Below are 18,346 nucleotides of genomic sequence, written 5' to 3'. Positions count from 1 at the left end.
CCGGTTCCGACCTCAGACAGTTACCGTGAGCGAACGTAGGCACCGGACACTCGGACGGCCGAGCGGACCGCGCCATTGATCTGATGATCAGTCACGGATTTCAGCCATTCGGGTGCCTCGGACGTCTGTGCGGTGGCTGTCCGCCCAGTGGATAGCCTCGGTCGGGCCCGTACGGCCGCCCCCGCGTCCGCGCGGGGCCGAGAAGGCAGCCACGCGAAGAGAGCGACAGCACTGTGCACCAGTACGAGAAGGACGGACCGGCCATCTATCGCCAGTCCTTCGCCACCATCCGGGCCGAGGCCGATCTGACGGGGCTGCCGGCCGATGTGAGCCAGGTCGCGGTCCGGATGATCCACGCCTGCGGCATGGTCGACCTGGTCCGCGATCTCGCCTTCACCACGGACGTGGTGAGCCGCGCCCGTGCGGCGCTGCGGGGCGGCGCGCCGATTCTGTGCGACGTGGCGATGGTGGCCAGCGGCATCACCCGGCGGCGGCTGCCCGCGGACAACGAGGTGGTGTGCACCCTGTCCGACCCGGCCGTTCCCGGTCTCGCGGCGGAGCTCGGCACGACCCGCAGCGCCGCCGCGCTGGAGCTGTGGCGGGACCGGCTGGACGGTGCGGTCGTCGCCGTCGGGAACGCGCCCACCGCGCTGTTCCGGCTGCTCGAACTGATCGAGGAGGGGGCGCCGCGACCCGCCGCCGTCATCGGTGTGCCGGTCGGTTTCGTCGGCGCAGCCGAGTCAAAGGACGCCCTGGCCGCGCACCCGTCGGGCCTCGCCCACCTGATCGTGCGGGGCCGGCGGGGCGGCAGCGCGATGGCGGCCTCGGCGGTCAACGCCCTGGCCTCCGAGGAGGAGTGAGCCGGCGGCCGGTCAGCCCGGGTGGCCGAGCTGGGCGCGCAGCCAGATGACGGCCTCTTCCGGCGTGCCGGCCACCGCCACGCCTTCCGGCACAGGTGGCCGGCGCACCACGACCACCGGGATCCGGGCCTCGCGGGCCGCGGCGAGTTTGGGGGCGGTGGCGGCGCCTCCGCTGTCCTTGGTGACGAGGACGTCGATGCGGTGGCGGCGGATCAGCTCGCGCTCGCCGTCGAGGGTGAACGGCCCCCGGTCCCGCAGCGTCTCCATGCGGGCGGGGTACGGCGGTTCGGGGGCGTCCACCGACCGCGACAGGAACCACAGGCCTTCCTGCCCGGCGAAGGCTGCCAGGCCGAGGCGCCCCGTTGTCAGGAACACGCGCCGTCCGAGGGCCGGGAGCACCGCCGCGGCCTCCTCCAGGGAGGCGACCGGGTGCCAGTCGTCGCCCGGGCCGGGCACCCAGCCGGGGCGGCGCAGAGCGAGGAGAGGAACATGGGCGGCAGCGGCACCGGCGGCCGCGTGGAAACTGATCGTCCCGGCGAAAGGATGGGTGGCGTCGATGAGCGCATCCACCCGGTGCGTACGCAGCCATGCGGCCAGGCCCCCGGCTCCGCCGAAGCCCCCGATGCGCACCTCCCCGGGCGGCAGCCTCGGTCCGGCCACGCGGCCGGCCAGCGAACTGGTCACCCCGGCCCCTTCGGGCAGCTCCGCCACCAGCAGCCCGGCCAGCCGACGGGCCTCCGTCGTGCCGCCGAGTACGAGCACGTGCATCGGATCCCTCCGTGGGTGAGGCGTCGGGCGGGCCCCTCAAGGGTGAGGCGTCGGGCGGGCGCAGCGCCCAACTCAAGCACACGGGTCTGCGGCCCGGCTGGACCACCGGCGCCTGCGCGACCGCGGCCACCACGGCCGCGTACACGGCCCTGCTGACCGGCGACTTCCCCGACCCGGTGACCATCACGCTGCCCGGCGGGCAGACCCCTGCCTTCGCGCTCGCGGTCGAGGAGCTGCACGACGGGCGGGCCACGGCCGGCATCGTCAAGGACGCGGGCGATGACCCCGATGTCACGCACGGGGCTCTCGTCCGGGCCACCGTACGGCTGCTGCCGCCCGGCTCGGGCGTGGTGTTCCGGGCCGGTGCCGGCGTGGGCACCGTGACGCTGCCCGGCCTGCCGCTCGATGTCGGCGAGCCCGCGGTCAACCCCGTGCCGCGCCGGATGATGCGCGAGCACGTGGCGCGGGCCGCGGCCACGCACGGGGGCACGGGGGACGTGGAGATCACCCTCTCCGTGGACGACGGCGAGGAGATCGCCCGCTCCACCTGGAATCCGCGTCTGGGCATCCTGGGCGGGCTCTCGATCCTGGGCACGACCGGTGTGGTGGTGCCGTACTCCTGCTCGGCGTGGATCGACTCGATCCGGCGCGGTGTGGACGTGGCGCTGGCCGACGGGCAGACCCATGTGGCTGGCTGCACCGGTTCCACCTCGGAGAAGACCGTGGTGGCCGAGTACGGGCTGCCGGAGATCGCCCTGCTGGACATGGGTGACTTCGCGGGCGCGGTACTCAAGTACGTACGCCGTCATCCGGTGGAGCGGCTCACCGTCTGCGGGGGTTTCGCCAAGCTGTCGAAGCTCGCCGCCGGCCATCTGGACCTGCACTCCGCACGCTCCCAGGTCGATCCGTCGTTCCTGGCCGCACTGGCCCGGCGGGGCGGCGCGGACGAGGCCCTGGCCGCCGAGGTGGCCGCGGCCAACACGGGTCTCGCGGCGCTCCGTTCCTGCCTGGCGCACGGCATCCCGCTCGGGGACCTGGTGGCCTCGGCGGCGCGGGACGAGGCGCTGACGGTGCTGCGGGGCGCGCCGGTCGCCGTCGACGTCATCTGCATCGACCGGGCGGGCGCGGTGGTCGGGCGCAGCACGGTGCGCTGAGGCCTGCCGGGCGTTCCGGCGTCACCCTTCCTTCTCCTCGTGATCTCCTCGCATCTCCTCGCAGGACATTCCACCGCCACCTCCGAAGTGATGAGCGGATGGTCCTCAAACCTTTGTTTCAGGGCTAGTTGGAGGTTTATCTACGCGCGGAGCTATGACTACCGAACGATCATTAGGGCAAATCCGGCACGTTCTCACGAAGCCATTACCGGTGGGTACCCGAAGCTGCTACAACAGGTGACGCTTCATCAATCCCCCACCCACCCCCCACACTTCGGAGGGCTGACAGTTATGTCAGTACGGAGATTCTGGGCTTCCGCATCCACTCTGCTCCTCGCCGCGGCCGCCGCTCTCGGCATGGCCCAGCCGGCCTCGGCCGCCGCCGGCGGGTACGTCGCCCTGGGCGACTCGTACTCGTCCGGCGTCGGCGCCGGAAGCTATATGTCCGACAGCGGCGACTGCCGTCGCAGCACCAAGTCCTACCCCTACCTGTGGGCGGCGGCGAACTCCCCCTCGTCCTTCGCCTTCGTCGCCTGTTCGGGCGCCACAACGAGCTCCGTGGCGAGCAGCCAGCTCGGCTCGCTGAGCTCGTCCACCACGCTCGTCAGCGTCACCGCGGGCGGCAATGACGTCGGCTTCGCCGATGTCATGCAGGACTGCGTGCTGTCCGGTGAGGCCGCCTGCCTCGCGGGTGTCAGCACGGCCGTCGGCCAGATGAACAACACGCTGCCGTCCCGGCTGGGTTCGCTCTACACGTCGATCCACTCCAAGGCCCCGCAGGCGCACGTCGTGGTGCTGGGCTACCCGCGCTTCTACAAGATCGGCGGCAACTGCATCGCCGGTCTCACGGAGAAGGAGCGCACCGCCATCAACAACGCGTCCGACGTGCTGAACGGCGTCATCGCCAAGCAGGCGGCGAACGCCGGATTCACCTTCTCCAGCGTCGTCGACGAGTTCACCGGGCACGAGCTGTGCTCCGGCAGCCCGTGGCTCCACAGCGTCACGATCCCCGTCTACAACTCGTACCACCCCAGGGACTCCGGCCAGCTGGGCGGCTATCTGCCCGCCTTCCGTTCGGTCGCGTAGGGTCGGCACGGTTGTACCGGGCGCGGCATCGCTTCGGAGTTCCCGGCTCCTGAGCGGTGCCGCGTCCGTGCGTACCGGTCGCCTTCCCGCCGCTCAGTACCGCTCCACCAGATGCTCCCGGCCTGCCGGGGGCTCGTACGGCTCGGGCCAGAAGTCGGTGATCCCGCAGATCCGCCCCTGCGCGTCGAAGGTGAAGAAGTGGACGGCGTGCGACTCCTGCCCGCCGTCCGTGAACAGCGTCCGGACGGCGGCCTGCCGCCCGCCGCCGTCGGCCACGACCCGCTCGACACGCACCCGCCAGTCCCCCGGGTACTCCCGGTTGAACTCCATGTACCGCTCCTTGCCGCGAATGCGCTCGCGGGTCTGCGGCAGGTCGTACAGCACCTCGTCGGCGAGTGTTGTCGCGAAGGTGTCCCAGTCACGGACGTCGGCCGCGGTCCAGTACCTCTCGACCGTGGCACGCAGATCAGCCGTCGAATCAGCAGTCGTGGTCATGCTCCGAGTCTGGACCCGACCACTGACAATCGGTCCCGGCCCCGGCGAACGGCCCCGGACGGCCGCCCCGTTGCGCTATCGGCGACTGCCCGGTCCGTCCGGCCGGCTCGCCTTGACCGAGTACATCAGCGGAATCCGCGGCCGCTCCGCCGGGAAACGGTAGTAGCCGTCCGATCCGTGCTCCAGCACCGGGAACCGCGCGAAGAGCGAGGCGTCGTGCTCGTGCAGGAACTCGATCCGCAGACCGGCCGCTGCCAGCGCGGAGACCACACTGCCCACCGGGTGCTGCCATTCGACGCTGCGGTTGTGGACGGTCGGCGCGTCGAAGTCCGCGTACGTGCCCGGTGTCTCGTCCACCCACGCGTCGCGGGAGAAGTAGTCGTGCGCGATGCGCGAACCGGTCGCGTCGTCGAGGCAGTCGGTGAGCGGATGGAACTCCGCCAGATAGAGGAACCCGCCGGGCGCGACGAGGGAGGCCGCCGTCTCGGCCCAGCGGTCGATGTCGGGCAGCCAGTTCAGCGCGCCGATGCCCGTGTAGACGATGTCGTACGCGTCGTCCGGCACCGCCTGTGCCGCGTCGTGGACGTCGGCGGCGACGAACGCGGCCCGGTCCGGGCCCATGCCCAGCTCCCGGGCGAGCGCGCGGGCGGTCTCGACGGCCGGTTCGGAGAAGTCCAGGCCGACGACCTGCGCGGCTCCGTGCCGGGCCCAGGACAGGGTGTCGACACCGATGTGGCACTGCAGGTGCAGCAGCGTCCGGCCGGTCACGTCCCCGACCTCCGCCAGCTCGAAGTCCCGCAGGGCGTCCTTGCCCGCGCGGAAGGAGTCGAGGTCGTAGAAGTCGCTCTCGGCATGGATGGGCACACGCTCATCCCACATCTTGCGGTTGGCCTCGCGCCAGTCGGCGGGTATCGGAGCAGGCATGTCGGCGAGGTTATCCACAGGCTGAGGACGACGCGAACGGATTGTCGGCCGTCCGGCGCAGAATGGGGGCATGACTGAGACCACTGGTTCGAGAGACGATTCCGCCCCGGCGTGGGAGCAGCGCTTCCGGGCTCCCCGGGTGTCGCTGCCCGACTGGGCGGAGGACGCGCCGGACCGCGCGCTGTTCGTCTCCAACGCGACGGGGACGTACGAGCTGTACGCATGGGACCGGTCGACGGGCGGGCAGCGCCAGGTGACCGACCGGCCGAACGGGACGACGGACGGCGTGCTGACGCCGGACGGCGAGGCCGTGTGGTGGTTCAGCGACACCGACGGGGACGAGTTCGGGGTGTGGATGCGCCAGCCGTTCAGCGCCGGGAGTGAGGAAGCGGTGGACGAACCCGCGACTCCCGGTCTCGATCCCTCCTACCCTGCCGGGCTCGCCATCGGACGCGACGGCACCGCGGTGATCGGCCGTTCGACGGACGAGGACGGCACGACGGTCCACGTCGTCAGGCCCGGGGCGGCGCCCGTGGAGATCTACCGCCACCGCGAGTCGGCGGGGGTCGGCGACCTGTCGCACGACGGCTCGCTGATCGCGCTTGAGCACACGGAACACGGCGACGCGATGCACTCGGCGCTGCGCGTGGTGCGGCCCGACGGCACCGCGGTCGCGGAGCTGGACGACACCGAGGGCGGCACGAAGGAGCTCGGCCTCACCGTCCTCGGCTTCGCTCCGGTCGCCGGGGACACCCGGCTGCTGGTCGGGCATCAGCGGCGCGGCCGCTGGGAGCCGATGATCTGGGACCCGGTGGCGGGCACGGAGACGGACCTCGCCATCGATCTGCCCGGCGATGTCGGTGCCGAGTGGTATCCGGACGGTTCCGCGCTGCTGGTCGAGCACGGCTTCGAAGCCCGCAGCGAGCTGTGGCGGTACGGGCCGGCGGCGGCCGACGGGACCCTGGTGCGGGTGGAGACGCCCGCAGGTTCGGTCTCGGGCGCCACGGCCCGGCCGGACGGCACCGTGGAGTACCTCTGGTCGTCGGCCGCCGAGCCGCCCGTCGTCCGCTCCACCACCGGCGCGGTGGTGCTCGATCCGCCCGGCGCGAAGGCCCCGGTGTCCGTCCCGGTCGAGGACGTGTGGGTGGACGGGCCCGGAGGCCGCATCCACGCGCTCGTCCAGCGCCCGGCCGCTCCGGCCGAGGGCCCGTTCCCGACCGTCTTCGAGATCCACGGCGGACCGACCTGGCACGACAGCGACGCCTTCGCGGCCGGACCCGCCGCCTGGGTGGACCACGGCTACGCGGTCGTCCGGGTCAACTACCGCGGATCGACCGGCTACGGGCGGGCCTGGACGGACGCACTCAAGCACCGGGTCGGCCTGATCGAGCTGGAGGACATCGCGGCGGTGCGGGAGTGGGCGGTGAAGTCCGGCCTCGCGGACCCGGCGAAGCTGGTGCTGGCCGGCGGCTCCTGGGGCGGATATCTGACGCTGCTCGGTCTCGGCACCCGGCCCGGCGACTGGGCCGTGGGCCTGGCCGCGGTCCCGGTCGCGGACTACGTCACGGCGTACCACGACGAGATGGAGGCCCTGAAGGCCATGGACCGCACGCTGCTGGGCGGGACTCCGGAGGAGGTGCCCGAGCGGTTCGAGGCCTCCTCGCCCCTCACCTATGTCGACGCCGTGCGGGCCCCCGTCTACATCTCGGCGGGCGTCAACGACCCGCGCTGCCCGATCCGCCAGGTGGAGAACTACGTCGACCGGCTGAAGGGCCGCGACGCCGTGCACGAGGTCTACCGGTACGACGCGGGCCACGGCTCGCTCGTCGTGGAGGAGCGCATCAAGCAGGTGCGCCTGGAACTCGACTTCGCCCGGCGCCACCTGGGAGACCCGGCCGAGGGCGCCCGACGGTGACGTAGGGGCCGGATAAAGGGCGGTGTACGGGGTGCCCCAGCTCCGGGGAGCCGGAGCGGGGACCGTACCGTGGAGGGGTGTACCGGTTCCTGCTGACCCCGCGATGGTGGGGGATCAACCTCTTCGTCGTGCTGGCCATCCCGTTCTGCGTGTTCATGGGCACCTGGCAGCTCGGCCGCTTCGAGGACCGCGTGCAGACGCACGAGGCCGCCGAGAAGCAGCCCGCACCCGGCTCGATGGCCGCCGAGCCGCTCGACGAGCTGCTGCCCGTCGACACGAAGACCTCCGGCCGTCCCGCGACCGCGAGCGGCCGGTACGCCGATCAGTTCCTCGTGCCCGGCCGGAAGCTGGGCGACCGCAGTGGCTTCTACGTGCTGGACATGCTGCGCACCGACAGCGGCAGGGCCCTGCCGGTGGTACGCGGCTGGCTGCCCGGGAAGGCCGGACAGACCCCGGTGCCGGCCGCACCGGCCGGCCGGGTCACCGTGACCGGCGACCTCCAGGCCTCGGAGAACACGGGGACGGACGGCGTCGACGCGAAGGGCGGCCTCCCCGACGGCCAGGTCGGCATGATCAGCGCCGCCTCCCTGGTCAACCTCGTGCGGTACGACGTCTACGACGCCTGGGTGACCCTCCAGGACACCGGCACCCGCACGGGTGCGTCCGGGACCGGTGCGTCCGGGACCGCCGATGCCGCCCTCACCGACGCGCCGGGAAAGGGCGGTGCCGAGCTGCGCCCCGTACCGGCCACCGCACCGGAGGGCAGTGGGCTCGACCTGAAGGCGTTCCAGAACCTCGGCTACACGGGTGAGTGGTTCGTCTTCGCCGCGTTCGTCGTCTTCATGTGGTTCCGGCTGCTCCGGCGCGAGGCCGAAGCAGCCCGGGACCTGAAGCTCGGCCTCGTCGCCGACGAGGACACCCCGGCGAGCTGAGACACGCCCCACGCCTACGACGGGGGTGCGAGCACGCCCGTCCGGTAGATCGTGCCCGCGCAGGCGTTGGCGATCGTCGTCTCGGCGACCGGCGCCCCCGGCTCCGGTGTGTGCATCACGGACACGGTGCCCTTGGCCGCATCGTCGCCCTCGTCGCTGCCGAGCTGCGTCTCCGTACCCGCTTCGCCCTCCCCGGTCCCGCTGCCCGTCGTGGAGCCGGCCGCGACCCCGGTACTGCCGGCCGCGCCGTCCGTGGGCGTCGGTGAGGGTGAGCTGCCGGTGGTCGGACAGGTCTCCTGGGGCACCCAGGCGAACTGCACCTCGTAGACCATGGCCGGCTTCAGGAGCACGCTCGCCTCCTCCTGTGCAGGATCGGGCAGCCCGGACGCCGGATCCCCCTGCGTGTGCCGGACGACCACGATCCTGGCCGGGTCGGCCGCGCCCGCCGCCGCGAAGCCCACCGTGCCGCCGCTGCTCACCGAGCAGTCCTTGCCGGACACGTTGGCGATGCGGAAGGTCCCGTACACCGTGCCGTCGGCACCGACCGCGCCGGTGCTCGCCGAGGCGACCCCGAGCTGGTCCGGGGCGCAGGCCGGCATGACGGCCTGCGCGCTGGCCGCCGGATCGTCCGCGGAGCCGCCGTTCGTCTCCTCGTCCGCGCCCTGACCGCTGCTGTCCGAGGGGGTCGCCGTGCTGTCCGGAAGGCCCTGTGTACCGCTCTGCTGCCCGTCGCTGCCGCCGGTGCCGCCCCCGTTGGCGGACTCCGCGCCGGGCTCCTCGCCGTTGCCGCCCTGTGCCTGCTCACCGTGACCGGCGATGGCGGGGCTGGCGGTGTTGGAGCCCTCGGAGCCGGCCACATGGACGAAGGCGGGGACCGCGGTACCCATGAGCAGGGCGGCCGCGGCCACCCCGACGAGCGCCTGCCGGCGCCGCGCACGGCGGGCGGGCACCGCGCGGTACAGATGGTCGAGGGTGCCGTCGCTCGGTTCGAGGCCCTGCACGGCGCCTTGCATCATCCGGCGCAGCGCGGCCTCGTCGAGGAGGTCGCCGCCGAGGGAGCCGGGGCCCGGACCGAACGGGGCGGAAGCGGCGCCATCGGCACCCGAAGGCGCGCCCTGGCCCGATTCGCCGTCCCTGTGCGGAGTGTTTTCCGGCCCGTGGTTCACAATTCCGTTTCCAGTCCGGTCAGTCCGATGTCCGCGGGCAGGCCGGCGCCGGTCCCCGTTCCCGCGCACGTGATCGTCGTCGTGGCGCCCGCTCATGCCTGCGCCTCCATCACCACACGCAGCGCCGCGATACCGCGGGAGCCGTACGCCTTCACCGAGCCCAGGGATATCCCCAGCGTCTCGGCGACCTGCGCCTCGGTCATGTCCGCGAAGTAGCGCAGCACCAGCACCTCCCGCTGGCGCCGTTGCAGCCCCCGCATCGCCTTGATCAGCGCGTCCCGCTCCAGCTGGTCGTACGCCCCCTCCTCCGCGCTCGCCATGTCCGGCATGGGCTTGGAGAGCAGCTTCAGCCCGAGGATGCGGCGGCGCAGCGCGGAGCGGGAGAGGTTGACGACGGTCTGACGCAGGTACGCGAGCGTCTTCTCGGGCTCGCGTACCCGGTTGCGCGCCGAATGAACGCGGATGAACGCCTCCTGCACGACGTCCTCACAGGATGCCGTGTCGTCCAGCAGCAGGGCGGCGAGGCCGAGCAGCGAACGGTAGTGGGCGCGGTAGGTCTCGGTGAGATGGTCGACGGTGGTTCCGGCTGCCACGCTCTCCTCAGCGCCCTCGCGCTGCGACGGCAGCCCCGCAGCGCGCGTTGCGGGCATGGGCGCGATCACCGGCATACCACCGGACGCGCGGGGCCGTCTGAGCGGTCGCACCGAAGCGCCGCGCAGGGGGCCCACCACTGTGATATCGAGAACCTCTGCCACGCCAGTTGGACACGTTTCCCCCCGTCAGGGTTGTACGCATACGGCACCGCGTTTGGCTCCATGCGATAAGCCCTCATACGTACCCGATCTTCCCCAAATACCCCGAATGTGCGCCCCACCGCGCAAGAAGTGACCGCTGAGACGCCTGCCGGCCGGCCGGCGGTTGCGACGGGCCGAAAGGTCATCGTCGGCCACCGCGATACCCCAGCTCAAGAGGTTCAGACCAGCAACTTGCTCACAGGGCATTCACAGAGCGTACAAAACAGGTTCGATCAGGACCGGGGAAATTCCGCAGCGACCGCTTCGGCGATCTGCGCCACGTTCAGCGCCGCTCCCTTACGGAGGTTGTCGCCGCAGAGGAAGAGTTCCAGCGCCCGGGGGTCGTCCAGCGAGCGGCGGACCCGGCCGACCCAGGTGGGATCGGTGCCCACCACATCGGACGGGGTGGGGAAGTCACCGGCTCCGGGGTTGTCGTAGAGCACCACACCCGGCGCGGTGGCCAGGATCTCATGGGCCCGGTCGACCGCGACCTCGTTCTCGAAGCGGACGTGCACCGACATCGAGTGCGTGGCGATCACGGGCACGTACACACAGGTCGCCGAGACCTTCAGCGAGGGCAGATCGAGGATCTTGCGGCACTCGTCGCGGATCGCCAGTTCCTCGGACGACCAGCCGTCGCCCGCGTCCGTACCGGCCCACGGCACGACGTTGAGGGCCACGGGTGCGGCGAACGGGCCGCCGTCCGTGTCGCCCACGACGCGGCGTACGTCGCCCGGCTTCGTACCGAGTTCGGTGCCGGCCACCATCGAGAGCTGTTCGCGCAGTACGGCCACGCCGTCGCGCCCGGCCCCGCTCACGGCCTGGTACGACGAGACGACCAGCTCCCGCAGCCCGAACTCGGCGTGCAGGGCGCCGACCGCGACGATCAGCGACAGCGTCGTGCAGTTCGGGCTCGCGACGATGCCGCGCGGCCTGATCCGTACGGCATGGGGGTTGATCTCGGGCACGACCAGCGGGACCTCGCCGTCCATCCGGAAGGCCGCGGAGTCGTCGATGACGACCGTGCCCTTGGACGCGGCGAGCGGTGCCCAGCGTGCGGACACCTCGTCGGGCACCAGGAAGAGCGCCACGTCGACGTCGTCGAAGACGTCCTCGGTGAGTCCGAGAACCTCGGCCTCCTCACCGCGCACCACCAGCTTGCGGCCGACGAGACGCGGTGAGGCGATCAGTTTCACCTCGCCCCAGACATCCGCGTGTTCCGAGAGGATCTGGAGCATGACGCCGCCGATCACCCCGGTCGCGCCGACGACCGCGAGCGAAGGGCGGCGTGCCGTCATCGGCCGGTGCCCCCGTACACGACTGCCTCGTCGGAGTCGCTGTCGAGACCGAAGGCGGTGTGCACGGCGCGCACGGCCTCGTTGACGTCATCGGCGCGGGTGACCACCGAGATGCGGATCTCGGATGTCGAGATCAGCTCGATGTTGACGCCGACGTCGGACAGCGCCTCGAAGAAGCCCGCGGTGACCCCCGGGTTCGTCTTCATACCCGCGCCGACCAGAGAGATCTTGGCGATCTGGTCGTCGTAGCGCAGCGACTCGAAGCCGATGCCGGCCCGGCTGCGCTCCAGGGCGTCGATGGCCTTGCGGCCCTCCGCCTTGGGGAGCGTGAAGGTGATGTCGGTCAGACCGGTCGACGCGGCGGAGACGTTCTGCACCACCATGTCCATGTTGATCTCGGCGTCCGCGATGGCGCGGAAGATCGCTGCGGCCTCGCCCGGCTTGTCGGGCACGCCGACGACCGTGACCTTGGCCTCGGAGACGTCGTGGGCGACTCCGGAGATGATGGCGTGCTCCACCTGCTGGTCCCCTTGCGGCTCGTTGCTGACCCAGGTTCCGCGCAGCCCCGAGAAGGACGAGCGGACGTGGATCGGAATGTTGTAGCGGCGTGCGTACTCCACGCAGCGGTGCAGCAGCACCTTGGAACCGGACGCGGCCAGCTCCAGCATGTCCTCGAAGGAGATCCAGTCGATCTTCTGGGCCTTCTTCACGACCCGCGGGTCGGCGGTGAAGACACCGTCCACATCGGTGTAGATCTCACAGACCTCGGCGTCCAGCGCCGCCGCGAGCGCCACCGCGGTGGTGTCCGACCCGCCGCGGCCGAGGGTGGTGATGTTCTTGCCCTCCTGGCTGACGCCCTGGAACCCGGCGACGATGGCGATGTTGCCCTCGTCGATCGAGGTCCGGATGCGGCCGGGCGTGACATCGATGATGCGCGCTTTGTTGTGGACCGAGTCGGTGATGACACCGGCCTGGCTGCCCGTGAAGGACTGGGCCTCGTGGCCCAGGTTTTTGATCGCCATGGCCAACAGGGCCATGGAGATCCGCTCCCCGGCGGTCAGCAGCATGTCGAACTCACGCCCGGCCGGCATCGGAGATACCTGCTCGGCGAGATCGATCAACTCGTCCGTCGTGTCACCCATCGCGGACACCACGACAACCACCTGGTTGCCGTTCTTCTTGGCGTCGACGACTCGCTTGGCGACCCGCTTGATGCCCTCGGCATCGGCTACGGAGGAGCCTCCGTACTTCTGCACGACAAGGCCCACGTGCGCTCCTCGCTCAATCCATTTATCGCGGTCGGCTCAGTTTAACGAGCAGTCCGGAAACGCCCCGTTAATACCACATGCTGAGATGTCCCGCTCACCACGTGATCATCGGCGTGTCGCTCCGAACTGCTCGTACGAGGGCTGCTGCCCGCTGATCACCGCGCCACTCCCCCATGTGGCCCAGCCCACACGCCGGGTGGTCGAAGGGCCTGCCCGGCCCCGCACGGCCGACCAGGTACCCGGTCCCGGGCGCGGGCGCCGCGCCCCGATTTGCGGTTCACGGCCGTCGTCCCAGGATCGGTCAGTGGGGGATCGGAAACCTTGTCGAGTTTCACACGGCGACGCCGGCGCCCGCCCGGCGCCGCCCCCTTCGCCGAAAGGACCGGCCATGCCTGTCTGCACCACCCGCGACGGTGTCGAGATCTTCTACAAGGACTGGGGCCGGGGCCGGCCCGTGGTGTTCATCCACGGCTGGCCGCTCAACGGCGACGCCTGGCACGACCAGCTCAAAGCGGTGGCCGACGCCGGGTTCCGCGGCATCGCGCACGACCGGCGCGGCCACGGACGCTCCACCCCGGTCTGGGACGGCTACGACTTCGACACCTTCGCCGACGACCTCGACGACCTGATCACGGGCCTGGACCTGCGGGACGTCACGCTCGTCGCCCACTCCATGGGCGGCGGCGAGCTCGCCCGCTACATCGGGCGTCACGGCACCGAGCGCATCCGGTCCGCCGTCCTGCTGTCGGCGGTGCCCCCGCTCATGCTCAAGTCCGGCACCAACCCGGAGGGCGTGCCGGAGGAGGTCTTCGACGAGATCAAGGCGGGCATCCTGAAGGAGCGCTCGCAGTTCTGGAAGGACACGGCGGAGGGCTTCTTCTCCGCCGACAGGCCCGGCAACAAGGTGACGCAGGGCAACAAGGACGCGTTCTGGTACATGGCCATGGCACAGACCATCGAGGGCGGCGTCCGCTGCGTCGACGCGTTCGCCTACACCGACTTCACCGGCGATCTGAAGAAGTTCGACGTCCCCACCCTCATCGTCCACGGCGACGACGACCAGGTCGTGCCCCTCGACGCCACCGGCCGCAAGTCGGCGCAGATCATCTCCGACGCCGAGCTGAAGGTCTACGAGGGCGGCTCCCACGGCATCGCGCTGGTCCCCGGCGACAAGGAGAAGTTCAACAAGGACCTCCTGGACTTCCTCAAGAAGTAGCCCGCGGGAGCCCGGGCGCGCCCGGGGAAACCGGCCGGAACGCGGCCCGCGGCGCCCTCAGACCGCCGCGTCCGGCCACTCCTCGCGCAGCATCGCGAACAGCACCGTGTCGTACCGCCTGCCCGCCACCCGTACGGTCTCCCGGCGCCGGCCCTCCTCCCGGAAGCCCGCCCGGGTGAAGGCGCGGACGGCCCGCTCGTTGCCGCTCCAGGTGTCGAGCTCGATCCGGTGCAGCCCGAAGGCCCCGAACAGATGCCCCACCAGCAGCCTCAGCGCCTCGGAGCCGTAACCGCGGCCCCAGTGGTCGTGGCTTCCGACGGTGACGCCCACCGTCACCACCCCGGCGAACGGGTCCAGGTCCCGGTAGTCCGCCATGCCGATCACCGTGCCGTCGGCCAGGTCCTCGACCGTGAGGACGGCCGACTCCCTCGGGGGCAGCCGCAGCATCGTCTCGAAGGCGAGCGCGAGCGCCTCCTGTGTGACCGGCCCGAAGCACGGGTCACCGGCCGTGGCCCAGTGCACGACCTCCGGGTCGTTGCGCCACCGGAGGTGGTGCGCCGCGTCCTCCGCGCGCAACGCGCGGAGCCTTACCGATGCGCCTTCGATCATCCGGTGATCATATTCCCGGCCGGGAACGTGGTGATCTTGGAAAGCGGGCGCCCCGAAGCTACTTCACCGGACGCAGCCCCAGCGGGCCCGCGATCTCCTCGACCATGACGCGGCCGGCCTCCTCGGCCAGGTCGTCGTCGCCGGCGTCCTGGTCGGTGTCCAGGCCGTCGAGCTCCTGGAGCGGCTGGTTCAGCCGGATGTGCGCGATCAGGGACTGGAGCGCGCGCAGGGCGGCGGAGGCGGTGGAGCCCCAGTTGGAGAAGTAGGAGAACTGCCACCACCACAGGGCCTCGGTGGTGCGGTCCTCCTCGTAGTGGGCCAGGCCGTGGCGCAGGTCCGTGACCAGGTCGGCCAGGTCGTCGGAGATACGCGCCGGGACCGGTGCCTTGCGGGGCTCGTACGGGTCGAAGACCTCGGAGTAGACGTCGATCGGCTCCAGCAGGTTCGCGAACCGCTCCCGCAGCCCGTCAGCGTCCGGCTCCGCGCCCAGATCCGGCTCGTAGCGCTCGTCGGGAAGGATGTCCTCGTACGCACCCAGCCGGCCGCCGGCCAGCAGGAGCTGGGAGACCTGGAGGAGCAGGACCGGAACGGCTTCCTCCGGCTCCTCGGCGTGGGACACCTCGGTGACCGCGACGATGAACGTCTTGATCTGGTCGGCGATCTGGACGGCGAAGTCGTCCGGGTCCTGAGTGACAGTGTTCAGCGTGGCGTCAGACATCGAGGAGACCTCCCGTGGGCACGGTCGCAGACGGTGAGAAGAAGATAACGGCGCTGAACGTAAAGCCGTCGTGAGGCCGCCGGTCGACGGCCGGAAAGCGATCAGACATCGAGCAGGCGCCTCCCCTCGAAGGCGCGGCCGAGAGTGACCTCGTCCGCGTACTCCAGGTCGCCGCCCACCGGCAGGCCGCTGGCCAGCCGGGTGACGCGCAGACCCATCGGCTTGACCATCCGCGCCAGGTACGTCGCGGTGGCCTCGCCCTCCAGGTTGGGGTCGGTCGCCAGGATCAGTTCGGTGATGGAGCCGTCGGCGAGCCGGGCCAGCAGCTCGCGGATGCGCAGATCGTCCGGACCGACGCCCTCGATGGGGCTGATCGCCCCGCCCAGAACGTGGTAGCGGCCCCGGAACTCACGGGTCCGCTCGATCGCCACGACGTCCTTCGGCTCCTCGACCACGCAGATGACCGTCCGGTCGCGGCGCGCGTCACGGCAGATACCGCACTCCTCCTGCTGGGCCACGTTGCCGCAGACGGCACAGAAGCGGACCTTGTCCTTGACCTCCAGGAGGGCATGGGCGAGACGGCGCACATCCGTGGGCTCGGCCTGGAGGATGTGGAAGGCGATCCGCTGCGCGCTCTTGGGACCGACGCCGGGCAGCCTGCCCAACTCGTCGATGAGGTCCTGAACCACGCCTTCGTACAACGGAACGCCTTTCGGGCCGGGTCGGCTGCTTCGTGGTACGTACCGTAGGGGGTACGCACCGTCTTGGGTATGTCCGCGGTCGTGTGCGGTATGTGTGCGGTCGCGCGCGGTGCGTCCGCGGCCGTGTGCGGTGTGTCCGGGGTCAGAAGGGGAGGCCGGGCATGCCGCCCAGGCCCTGGGTGAGCGGGCCCAGTTTCTGCTGCTGGAGCTGCTGGGCGTTCTCGTTCGCCGCCTGGACCGCCGCCACGACGAGGTCCGCGAGCGTCTCGGTGTCCTCCGGGTCCACCGCCTTCGGGTCGATCACCAGGCCGCGCAGTTCGCCGGAGCCGTTGACCGTCGCCTTCACCAGGCCACCGCCCGCCTGGCCGTCGACCTCGGTCCTGGCCAGCTCCTCCTGGGCCTGGGCGAGGTCCTGCTGCATCTTCTGAGCCTGCTGCAGCAGCTGCTGCATGTTGGGCTGACCACCACCGGGAATCACGGTCACTCCAGGCATTTCGACGACAAATGTTTCGGTAAGCCGAGCCTACGTGCTCCCCGGGCGGCGCGCCCCACCCACTGGCGAGCAACTCTTTCGAGTGAGTTCTCGCGAACCATGGCGGGGCTCCTATACCTGACCAGAGGCCCTGTGCACCCGGGAATACCGCGATTTCGACCCCACGGCCCACCATTCGGCGGTAGGAAGGGGTGCGTCCCGGTACGCGCACGCGCATCTCCCGTCACGCAAGGTTACGCACGGGGGACTGCGGGTCGCACCGAGGGCCAGTGAGCAGCGAGTGCACAGAGAGCAGAGATCCGCCCATCGTCGAGTACGCGGTCGAGAACACGCGTCGCTATGCAGCATGCAGAGGAGTACCCCGGTGAGTCAGCCGGAGATGCAGCCCGAAGGGCCGCCCCGCAACGAATCCGGTGTGCCCGGTCCGGCCGCTCCTGCCGGTGCGGGCTCCGGCGCTCGGAACCGTGAGGCGCAGGGCAGGGACCTGACCGGGACGCCGTTCCCGCTCGGCGACTGGGGCGAACCCGCCCAGCGGCTCGACGAGCTGTACCGATGGGTCGAGGCCGACGCGCTGCGCACCGCGGACTGGTATCTGGGCGACCGGGTGTGGAAGCGGCGCGGCGCCAGGGCGCTGCGGCTGGGGACCGCGGCCGGCGCGGTCGCGGGAGCCGCGCTGCCGCTGCTGGACCTGACGGGCGCGCTGCACGGCGCGGCGGGCTGGGGGTATCTGTCGCTGCTGCTGGGCGCCGCGTGCATGGCGTGCGACCGGTACTTCGGCCTGACCTCGGGCTGGATAAGGAATCTCGCCACGGCCCAGGCCGTACAGCGCCGGCTCCAGGTGCTCCAGTTCGACTGGGCGTCGGAGTGCGTGCGCGAGGTGCTCGGCCCGGCCGAGGGGACGGCGAGCGAGGCGGCCGAACGGTGCCTGGGGGTGCTGCGGCGCTTCTCGGAGGACATCACGGAACTCGTACGGTCGGAGACCGCGGACTGGATGGTGGAGTTCCGGGCCGGTCCTGCCCCGATGGGCATGCAGGCGCTGGTCTCGGGCGGCTCGGGCGGCGGGCGCGCGGAGCCCGGGGTCCAGCCGGGAAGGTTCCCGCTGCAGTCGATGGGCCGGCCGAACATGCCGCGGCAGCGGCCGCCGGAGTCCCCGCGGTGACCGGTCACCGGTGACCACCGCGGGGAGCGGCCTGGTCCGCACCCTCAGCTGAAGATGATCATCGAGCCCTGGGCGAGGCTGCGGGTGACCGCCGCGTGCAGGCCGAGCCAGACGTGGCGTTCCCGGGCGAACGGGTTGTTGTCGTACGGGACCGGCATCGCCGGTTCCTCCAGCGAGGTGGGCGCTGCGGGCGGCAGCGGGGCGGGCGGCGGGTTGGCCGGGTCGATGCCGATGGACGGGGCGACGAACTGCAGCTCGCGCAGCAGTCCGTGCGCCGAGCCGAGCGGACCGCCACCCTCCAGCAGGGCGTCGGTGGACAGCGGCATGGCGAAGTCCACGGGGACGTACGCGCCCGCGTGGTCGTAGTGCCACACCAGGTGCGACTGCTGGGCGGTCGGCTCGAACATCTCCAGCAACTGCTCGTAGTCCCCGCCCAGTTCGTCGACGGGGGTGACGGCGAGGCCGCTGAGGTGGAGCAGATAGGCACGGCGCAGGAAGTGCAGCGCGTCGTAGTCGAAGCCCGCGACCGGGGCCACGTCACCGGTCAGCCCGGGCATGTACGCGTAGACGGGCACGGGCGGCAGCCCTGCCTCGCCGAGCGCTTTGTCGTAGACGGCTATCTCTTCGGCGAAGGGGTTGTCGGGGCTGTGGCACAGCACATCGACGAGGGGGACCAGCCACAGGTCACAGGCCACGAAGTCTCGCTCTCATGCGGGGATGCGTGCGGTGGTGCGATGGTCGGGACAGCGTAATGCGGTCGGAGCGTCGCGGACAGTGGCCCATCGGAACC

The 18,346-nt window shown here is 71.1% G+C and carries 19 protein-coding genes; 7 read left to right on the top strand and 12 right to left on the bottom strand.

Going from position 1 to position 18,346, the window contains the following annotated elements:
- Positions 1-233: 233 nt before the first annotated feature.
- Complete coding sequence (locus OG959_RS20390) at positions 234-860, top strand: precorrin-8X methylmutase (protein WP_326660436.1); 627 nt, start codon at positions 234-236, stop codon at positions 858-860.
- Between the two features lie 12 nt (positions 861-872).
- On the opposite strand, the gene OG959_RS20385 is transcribed toward OG959_RS20390, so the two are convergent.
- Complete coding sequence (locus OG959_RS20385; protein WP_326660434.1) at positions 873-1,628, bottom strand: cobalt-precorrin-6A reductase; 756 nt, start codon at positions 1,626-1,628, stop codon at positions 873-875.
- A gap of 11 nt (positions 1,629-1,639) precedes the next feature.
- On the opposite strand from OG959_RS20385, the gene OG959_RS20380 reads away from it, so the two are divergent.
- Both OG959_RS20380 and OG959_RS20375 read left to right on the top strand, forming a co-directional pair.
- Positions 1,640-2,782, top strand: a complete 1,143-nt coding sequence (locus tag OG959_RS20380) for a cobalt-precorrin-5B (C(1))-methyltransferase (RefSeq protein ID WP_326660432.1) — start codon at positions 1,640-1,642, stop codon at positions 2,780-2,782.
- Positions 2,783-3,073: 291 nt separating this feature from the next.
- Complete coding sequence (locus tag OG959_RS20375; RefSeq protein ID WP_219570017.1) at positions 3,074-3,868, top strand: SGNH/GDSL hydrolase family protein; 795 nt, start codon at positions 3,074-3,076, stop codon at positions 3,866-3,868.
- Positions 3,869-3,961: 93 nt separating this feature from the next.
- Here OG959_RS20375 and OG959_RS20370 read toward each other — a convergent pair whose 3' ends face one another.
- Together OG959_RS20370 and OG959_RS20365 are read right to left on the bottom strand one after the other, a co-directional pair.
- Positions 3,962-4,363, bottom strand: coding sequence for a nuclear transport factor 2 family protein (locus tag OG959_RS20370; RefSeq protein ID WP_326660428.1), 402 nt, complete (start codon positions 4,361-4,363; stop codon positions 3,962-3,964).
- Between the two features lie 75 nt (positions 4,364-4,438).
- The gene (locus tag OG959_RS20365; RefSeq protein ID WP_326660427.1) at positions 4,439-5,287 is read right to left on the bottom strand and encodes a class I SAM-dependent methyltransferase; all 849 of its coding nucleotides are present in this window, start codon (positions 5,285-5,287) and stop codon (positions 4,439-4,441) included.
- Between the two features lie 70 nt (positions 5,288-5,357).
- Here OG959_RS20365 and OG959_RS20360 point away from each other — a divergent pair, with 70 nt between their 5' ends.
- Together OG959_RS20360 and OG959_RS20355 are read left to right on the top strand one after the other, a co-directional pair.
- Entirely contained in the window at positions 5,358-7,202 is a 1,845-nt protein-coding gene (locus OG959_RS20360; RefSeq protein ID WP_326660424.1) for a S9 family peptidase, read from the top strand.
- Positions 7,203-7,279: 77 nt separating this feature from the next.
- A complete protein-coding gene (locus OG959_RS20355) occupies positions 7,280-8,134 on the top strand; it encodes an SURF1 family protein (protein ID WP_326660422.1) in 855 nt (284 codons plus the stop codon).
- A gap of 14 nt (positions 8,135-8,148) precedes the next feature.
- Here OG959_RS20355 and OG959_RS20350 read toward each other — a convergent pair whose 3' ends face one another.
- The 4 genes from OG959_RS20350 to OG959_RS20335 all read right to left on the bottom strand — a co-directional run bounded on the left by OG959_RS20350 (position 8,149) and on the right by OG959_RS20335 (position 12,660).
- Positions 8,149-9,300 (bottom strand): hypothetical protein, encoded by a 1,152-nt coding sequence (locus OG959_RS20350; RefSeq protein WP_326660420.1) that lies wholly within the window; start codon positions 9,298-9,300, stop codon positions 8,149-8,151.
- 92 nt (positions 9,301-9,392) lie between these two features.
- On the bottom strand, positions 9,393-9,968 hold the full coding sequence (locus tag OG959_RS20345; RefSeq protein ID WP_148019926.1) for a SigE family RNA polymerase sigma factor: 576 nt from the start codon (positions 9,966-9,968) through the stop codon (positions 9,393-9,395).
- A 359-nt stretch (positions 9,969-10,327) separates the two neighbouring features.
- Positions 10,328-11,392, bottom strand: coding sequence for an aspartate-semialdehyde dehydrogenase (locus tag OG959_RS20340; RefSeq protein ID WP_326660417.1), 1,065 nt, complete (start codon positions 11,390-11,392; stop codon positions 10,328-10,330).
- Positions 11,389-12,660, bottom strand: coding sequence for an aspartate kinase (locus OG959_RS20335; protein WP_326660415.1), 1,272 nt, complete (start codon positions 12,658-12,660; stop codon positions 11,389-11,391). Before OG959_RS20335 ends, OG959_RS20340 begins: the two co-directional genes overlap by 4 nt.
- A 388-nt stretch (positions 12,661-13,048) precedes the next feature.
- Here OG959_RS20335 and OG959_RS20330 point away from each other — a divergent pair, with 388 nt between their 5' ends.
- Positions 13,049-13,876 (top strand): alpha/beta fold hydrolase, encoded by an 828-nt coding sequence (locus tag OG959_RS20330; RefSeq protein ID WP_326660413.1) that lies wholly within the window; start codon positions 13,049-13,051, stop codon positions 13,874-13,876.
- A gap of 57 nt (positions 13,877-13,933) precedes the next feature.
- Here the strand turns inward: OG959_RS20330 and OG959_RS20325 are convergent, their stop codons facing one another.
- From OG959_RS20325 to OG959_RS20310, 4 genes are all read right to left on the bottom strand, one after another.
- Entirely contained in the window at positions 13,934-14,485 is a 552-nt protein-coding gene (locus OG959_RS20325; RefSeq protein ID WP_326660412.1) for a GNAT family N-acetyltransferase, read from the bottom strand.
- Positions 14,486-14,543: 58 nt separating this feature from the next.
- Positions 14,544-15,203 carry a DUF5063 domain-containing protein gene (locus OG959_RS20320; RefSeq protein ID WP_326660410.1) on the bottom strand — a complete coding sequence of 220 codons (660 nt, stop codon included), beginning with the start codon at positions 15,201-15,203 and terminating at the stop codon, positions 14,544-14,546.
- A 101-nt stretch (positions 15,204-15,304) separates the two neighbouring features.
- A complete protein-coding gene (gene recR / locus OG959_RS20315) occupies positions 15,305-15,904 on the bottom strand; it encodes a recombination mediator RecR (protein ID WP_148019920.1) in 600 nt (199 codons plus the stop codon).
- A 142-nt stretch (positions 15,905-16,046) separates the two neighbouring features.
- Positions 16,047-16,382: a YbaB/EbfC family nucleoid-associated protein gene (locus OG959_RS20310; RefSeq protein WP_148022075.1), complete on the bottom strand. Its 336-nt coding sequence runs from the start codon at positions 16,380-16,382 to the stop codon at positions 16,047-16,049.
- Between the two features lie 379 nt (positions 16,383-16,761).
- On the opposite strand from OG959_RS20310, the gene OG959_RS20305 reads away from it, so the two are divergent.
- On the top strand, positions 16,762-17,556 hold the full coding sequence (locus tag OG959_RS20305) for an SLATT domain-containing protein (protein ID WP_326660407.1): 795 nt from the start codon (positions 16,762-16,764) through the stop codon (positions 17,554-17,556).
- A 44-nt stretch (positions 17,557-17,600) separates the two neighbouring features.
- Here OG959_RS20305 and OG959_RS20300 read toward each other — a convergent pair whose 3' ends face one another.
- Positions 17,601-18,251 carry a hypothetical protein gene (locus tag OG959_RS20300; RefSeq protein WP_326660405.1) on the bottom strand — a complete coding sequence of 217 codons (651 nt, stop codon included), beginning with the start codon at positions 18,249-18,251 and terminating at the stop codon, positions 17,601-17,603.
- Positions 18,252-18,346: the final 95 nt, after the last annotated feature.

This window comes from Streptomyces sp. NBC_00385 (genome assembly GCF_035917155.1).
GTDB classification, from domain to species: Bacteria; Actinomycetota; Actinomycetes; order Streptomycetales; family Streptomycetaceae; genus Streptomyces; species Streptomyces poriferorum.
The sequence above is the reverse complement of the archived record's forward strand: the minus strand, read 5'-3'. Positions and strand labels throughout refer to the sequence as shown.

Excerpts from the sequence above, each read along its gene's own strand:
- OG959_RS20325 (WP_326660412.1), bottom strand. The coding sequence starts at position 14,485 with ATGATCGAAGGCGCATCGGTAAGGCTCCGCGCGTTGCGCGCGGAGGAC.
- OG959_RS20320 (WP_326660410.1), bottom strand. The coding sequence starts at position 15,203 with ATGTCTGACGCCACGCTGAACACTGTCACTCAGGACCCGGACGACTTC.
- OG959_RS20385 (WP_326660434.1), bottom strand. The coding sequence starts at position 1,628 with ATGCACGTGCTCGTACTCGGCGGCACGACGGAGGCCCGTCGGCTGGCC.
- OG959_RS20370 (WP_326660428.1), bottom strand. The coding sequence starts at position 4,363 with ATGACCACGACTGCTGATTCGACGGCTGATCTGCGTGCCACGGTCGAG.
- OG959_RS20375 (WP_219570017.1), top strand. The coding sequence starts at position 3,074 with ATGTCAGTACGGAGATTCTGGGCTTCCGCATCCACTCTGCTCCTCGCC.
- OG959_RS20345 (WP_148019926.1), bottom strand. The coding sequence starts at position 9,968 with ATGCCGGTGATCGCGCCCATGCCCGCAACGCGCGCTGCGGGGCTGCCG.
- OG959_RS20365 (WP_326660427.1), bottom strand. The coding sequence starts at position 5,287 with ATGCCTGCTCCGATACCCGCCGACTGGCGCGAGGCCAACCGCAAGATG.
- OG959_RS20330 (WP_326660413.1), top strand. The coding sequence starts at position 13,049 with ATGCCTGTCTGCACCACCCGCGACGGTGTCGAGATCTTCTACAAGGAC.
- OG959_RS20340 (WP_326660417.1), bottom strand. The coding sequence starts at position 11,392 with ATGACGGCACGCCGCCCTTCGCTCGCGGTCGTCGGCGCGACCGGGGTG.
- OG959_RS20360 (WP_326660424.1), top strand. The coding sequence starts at position 5,358 with ATGACTGAGACCACTGGTTCGAGAGACGATTCCGCCCCGGCGTGGGAG.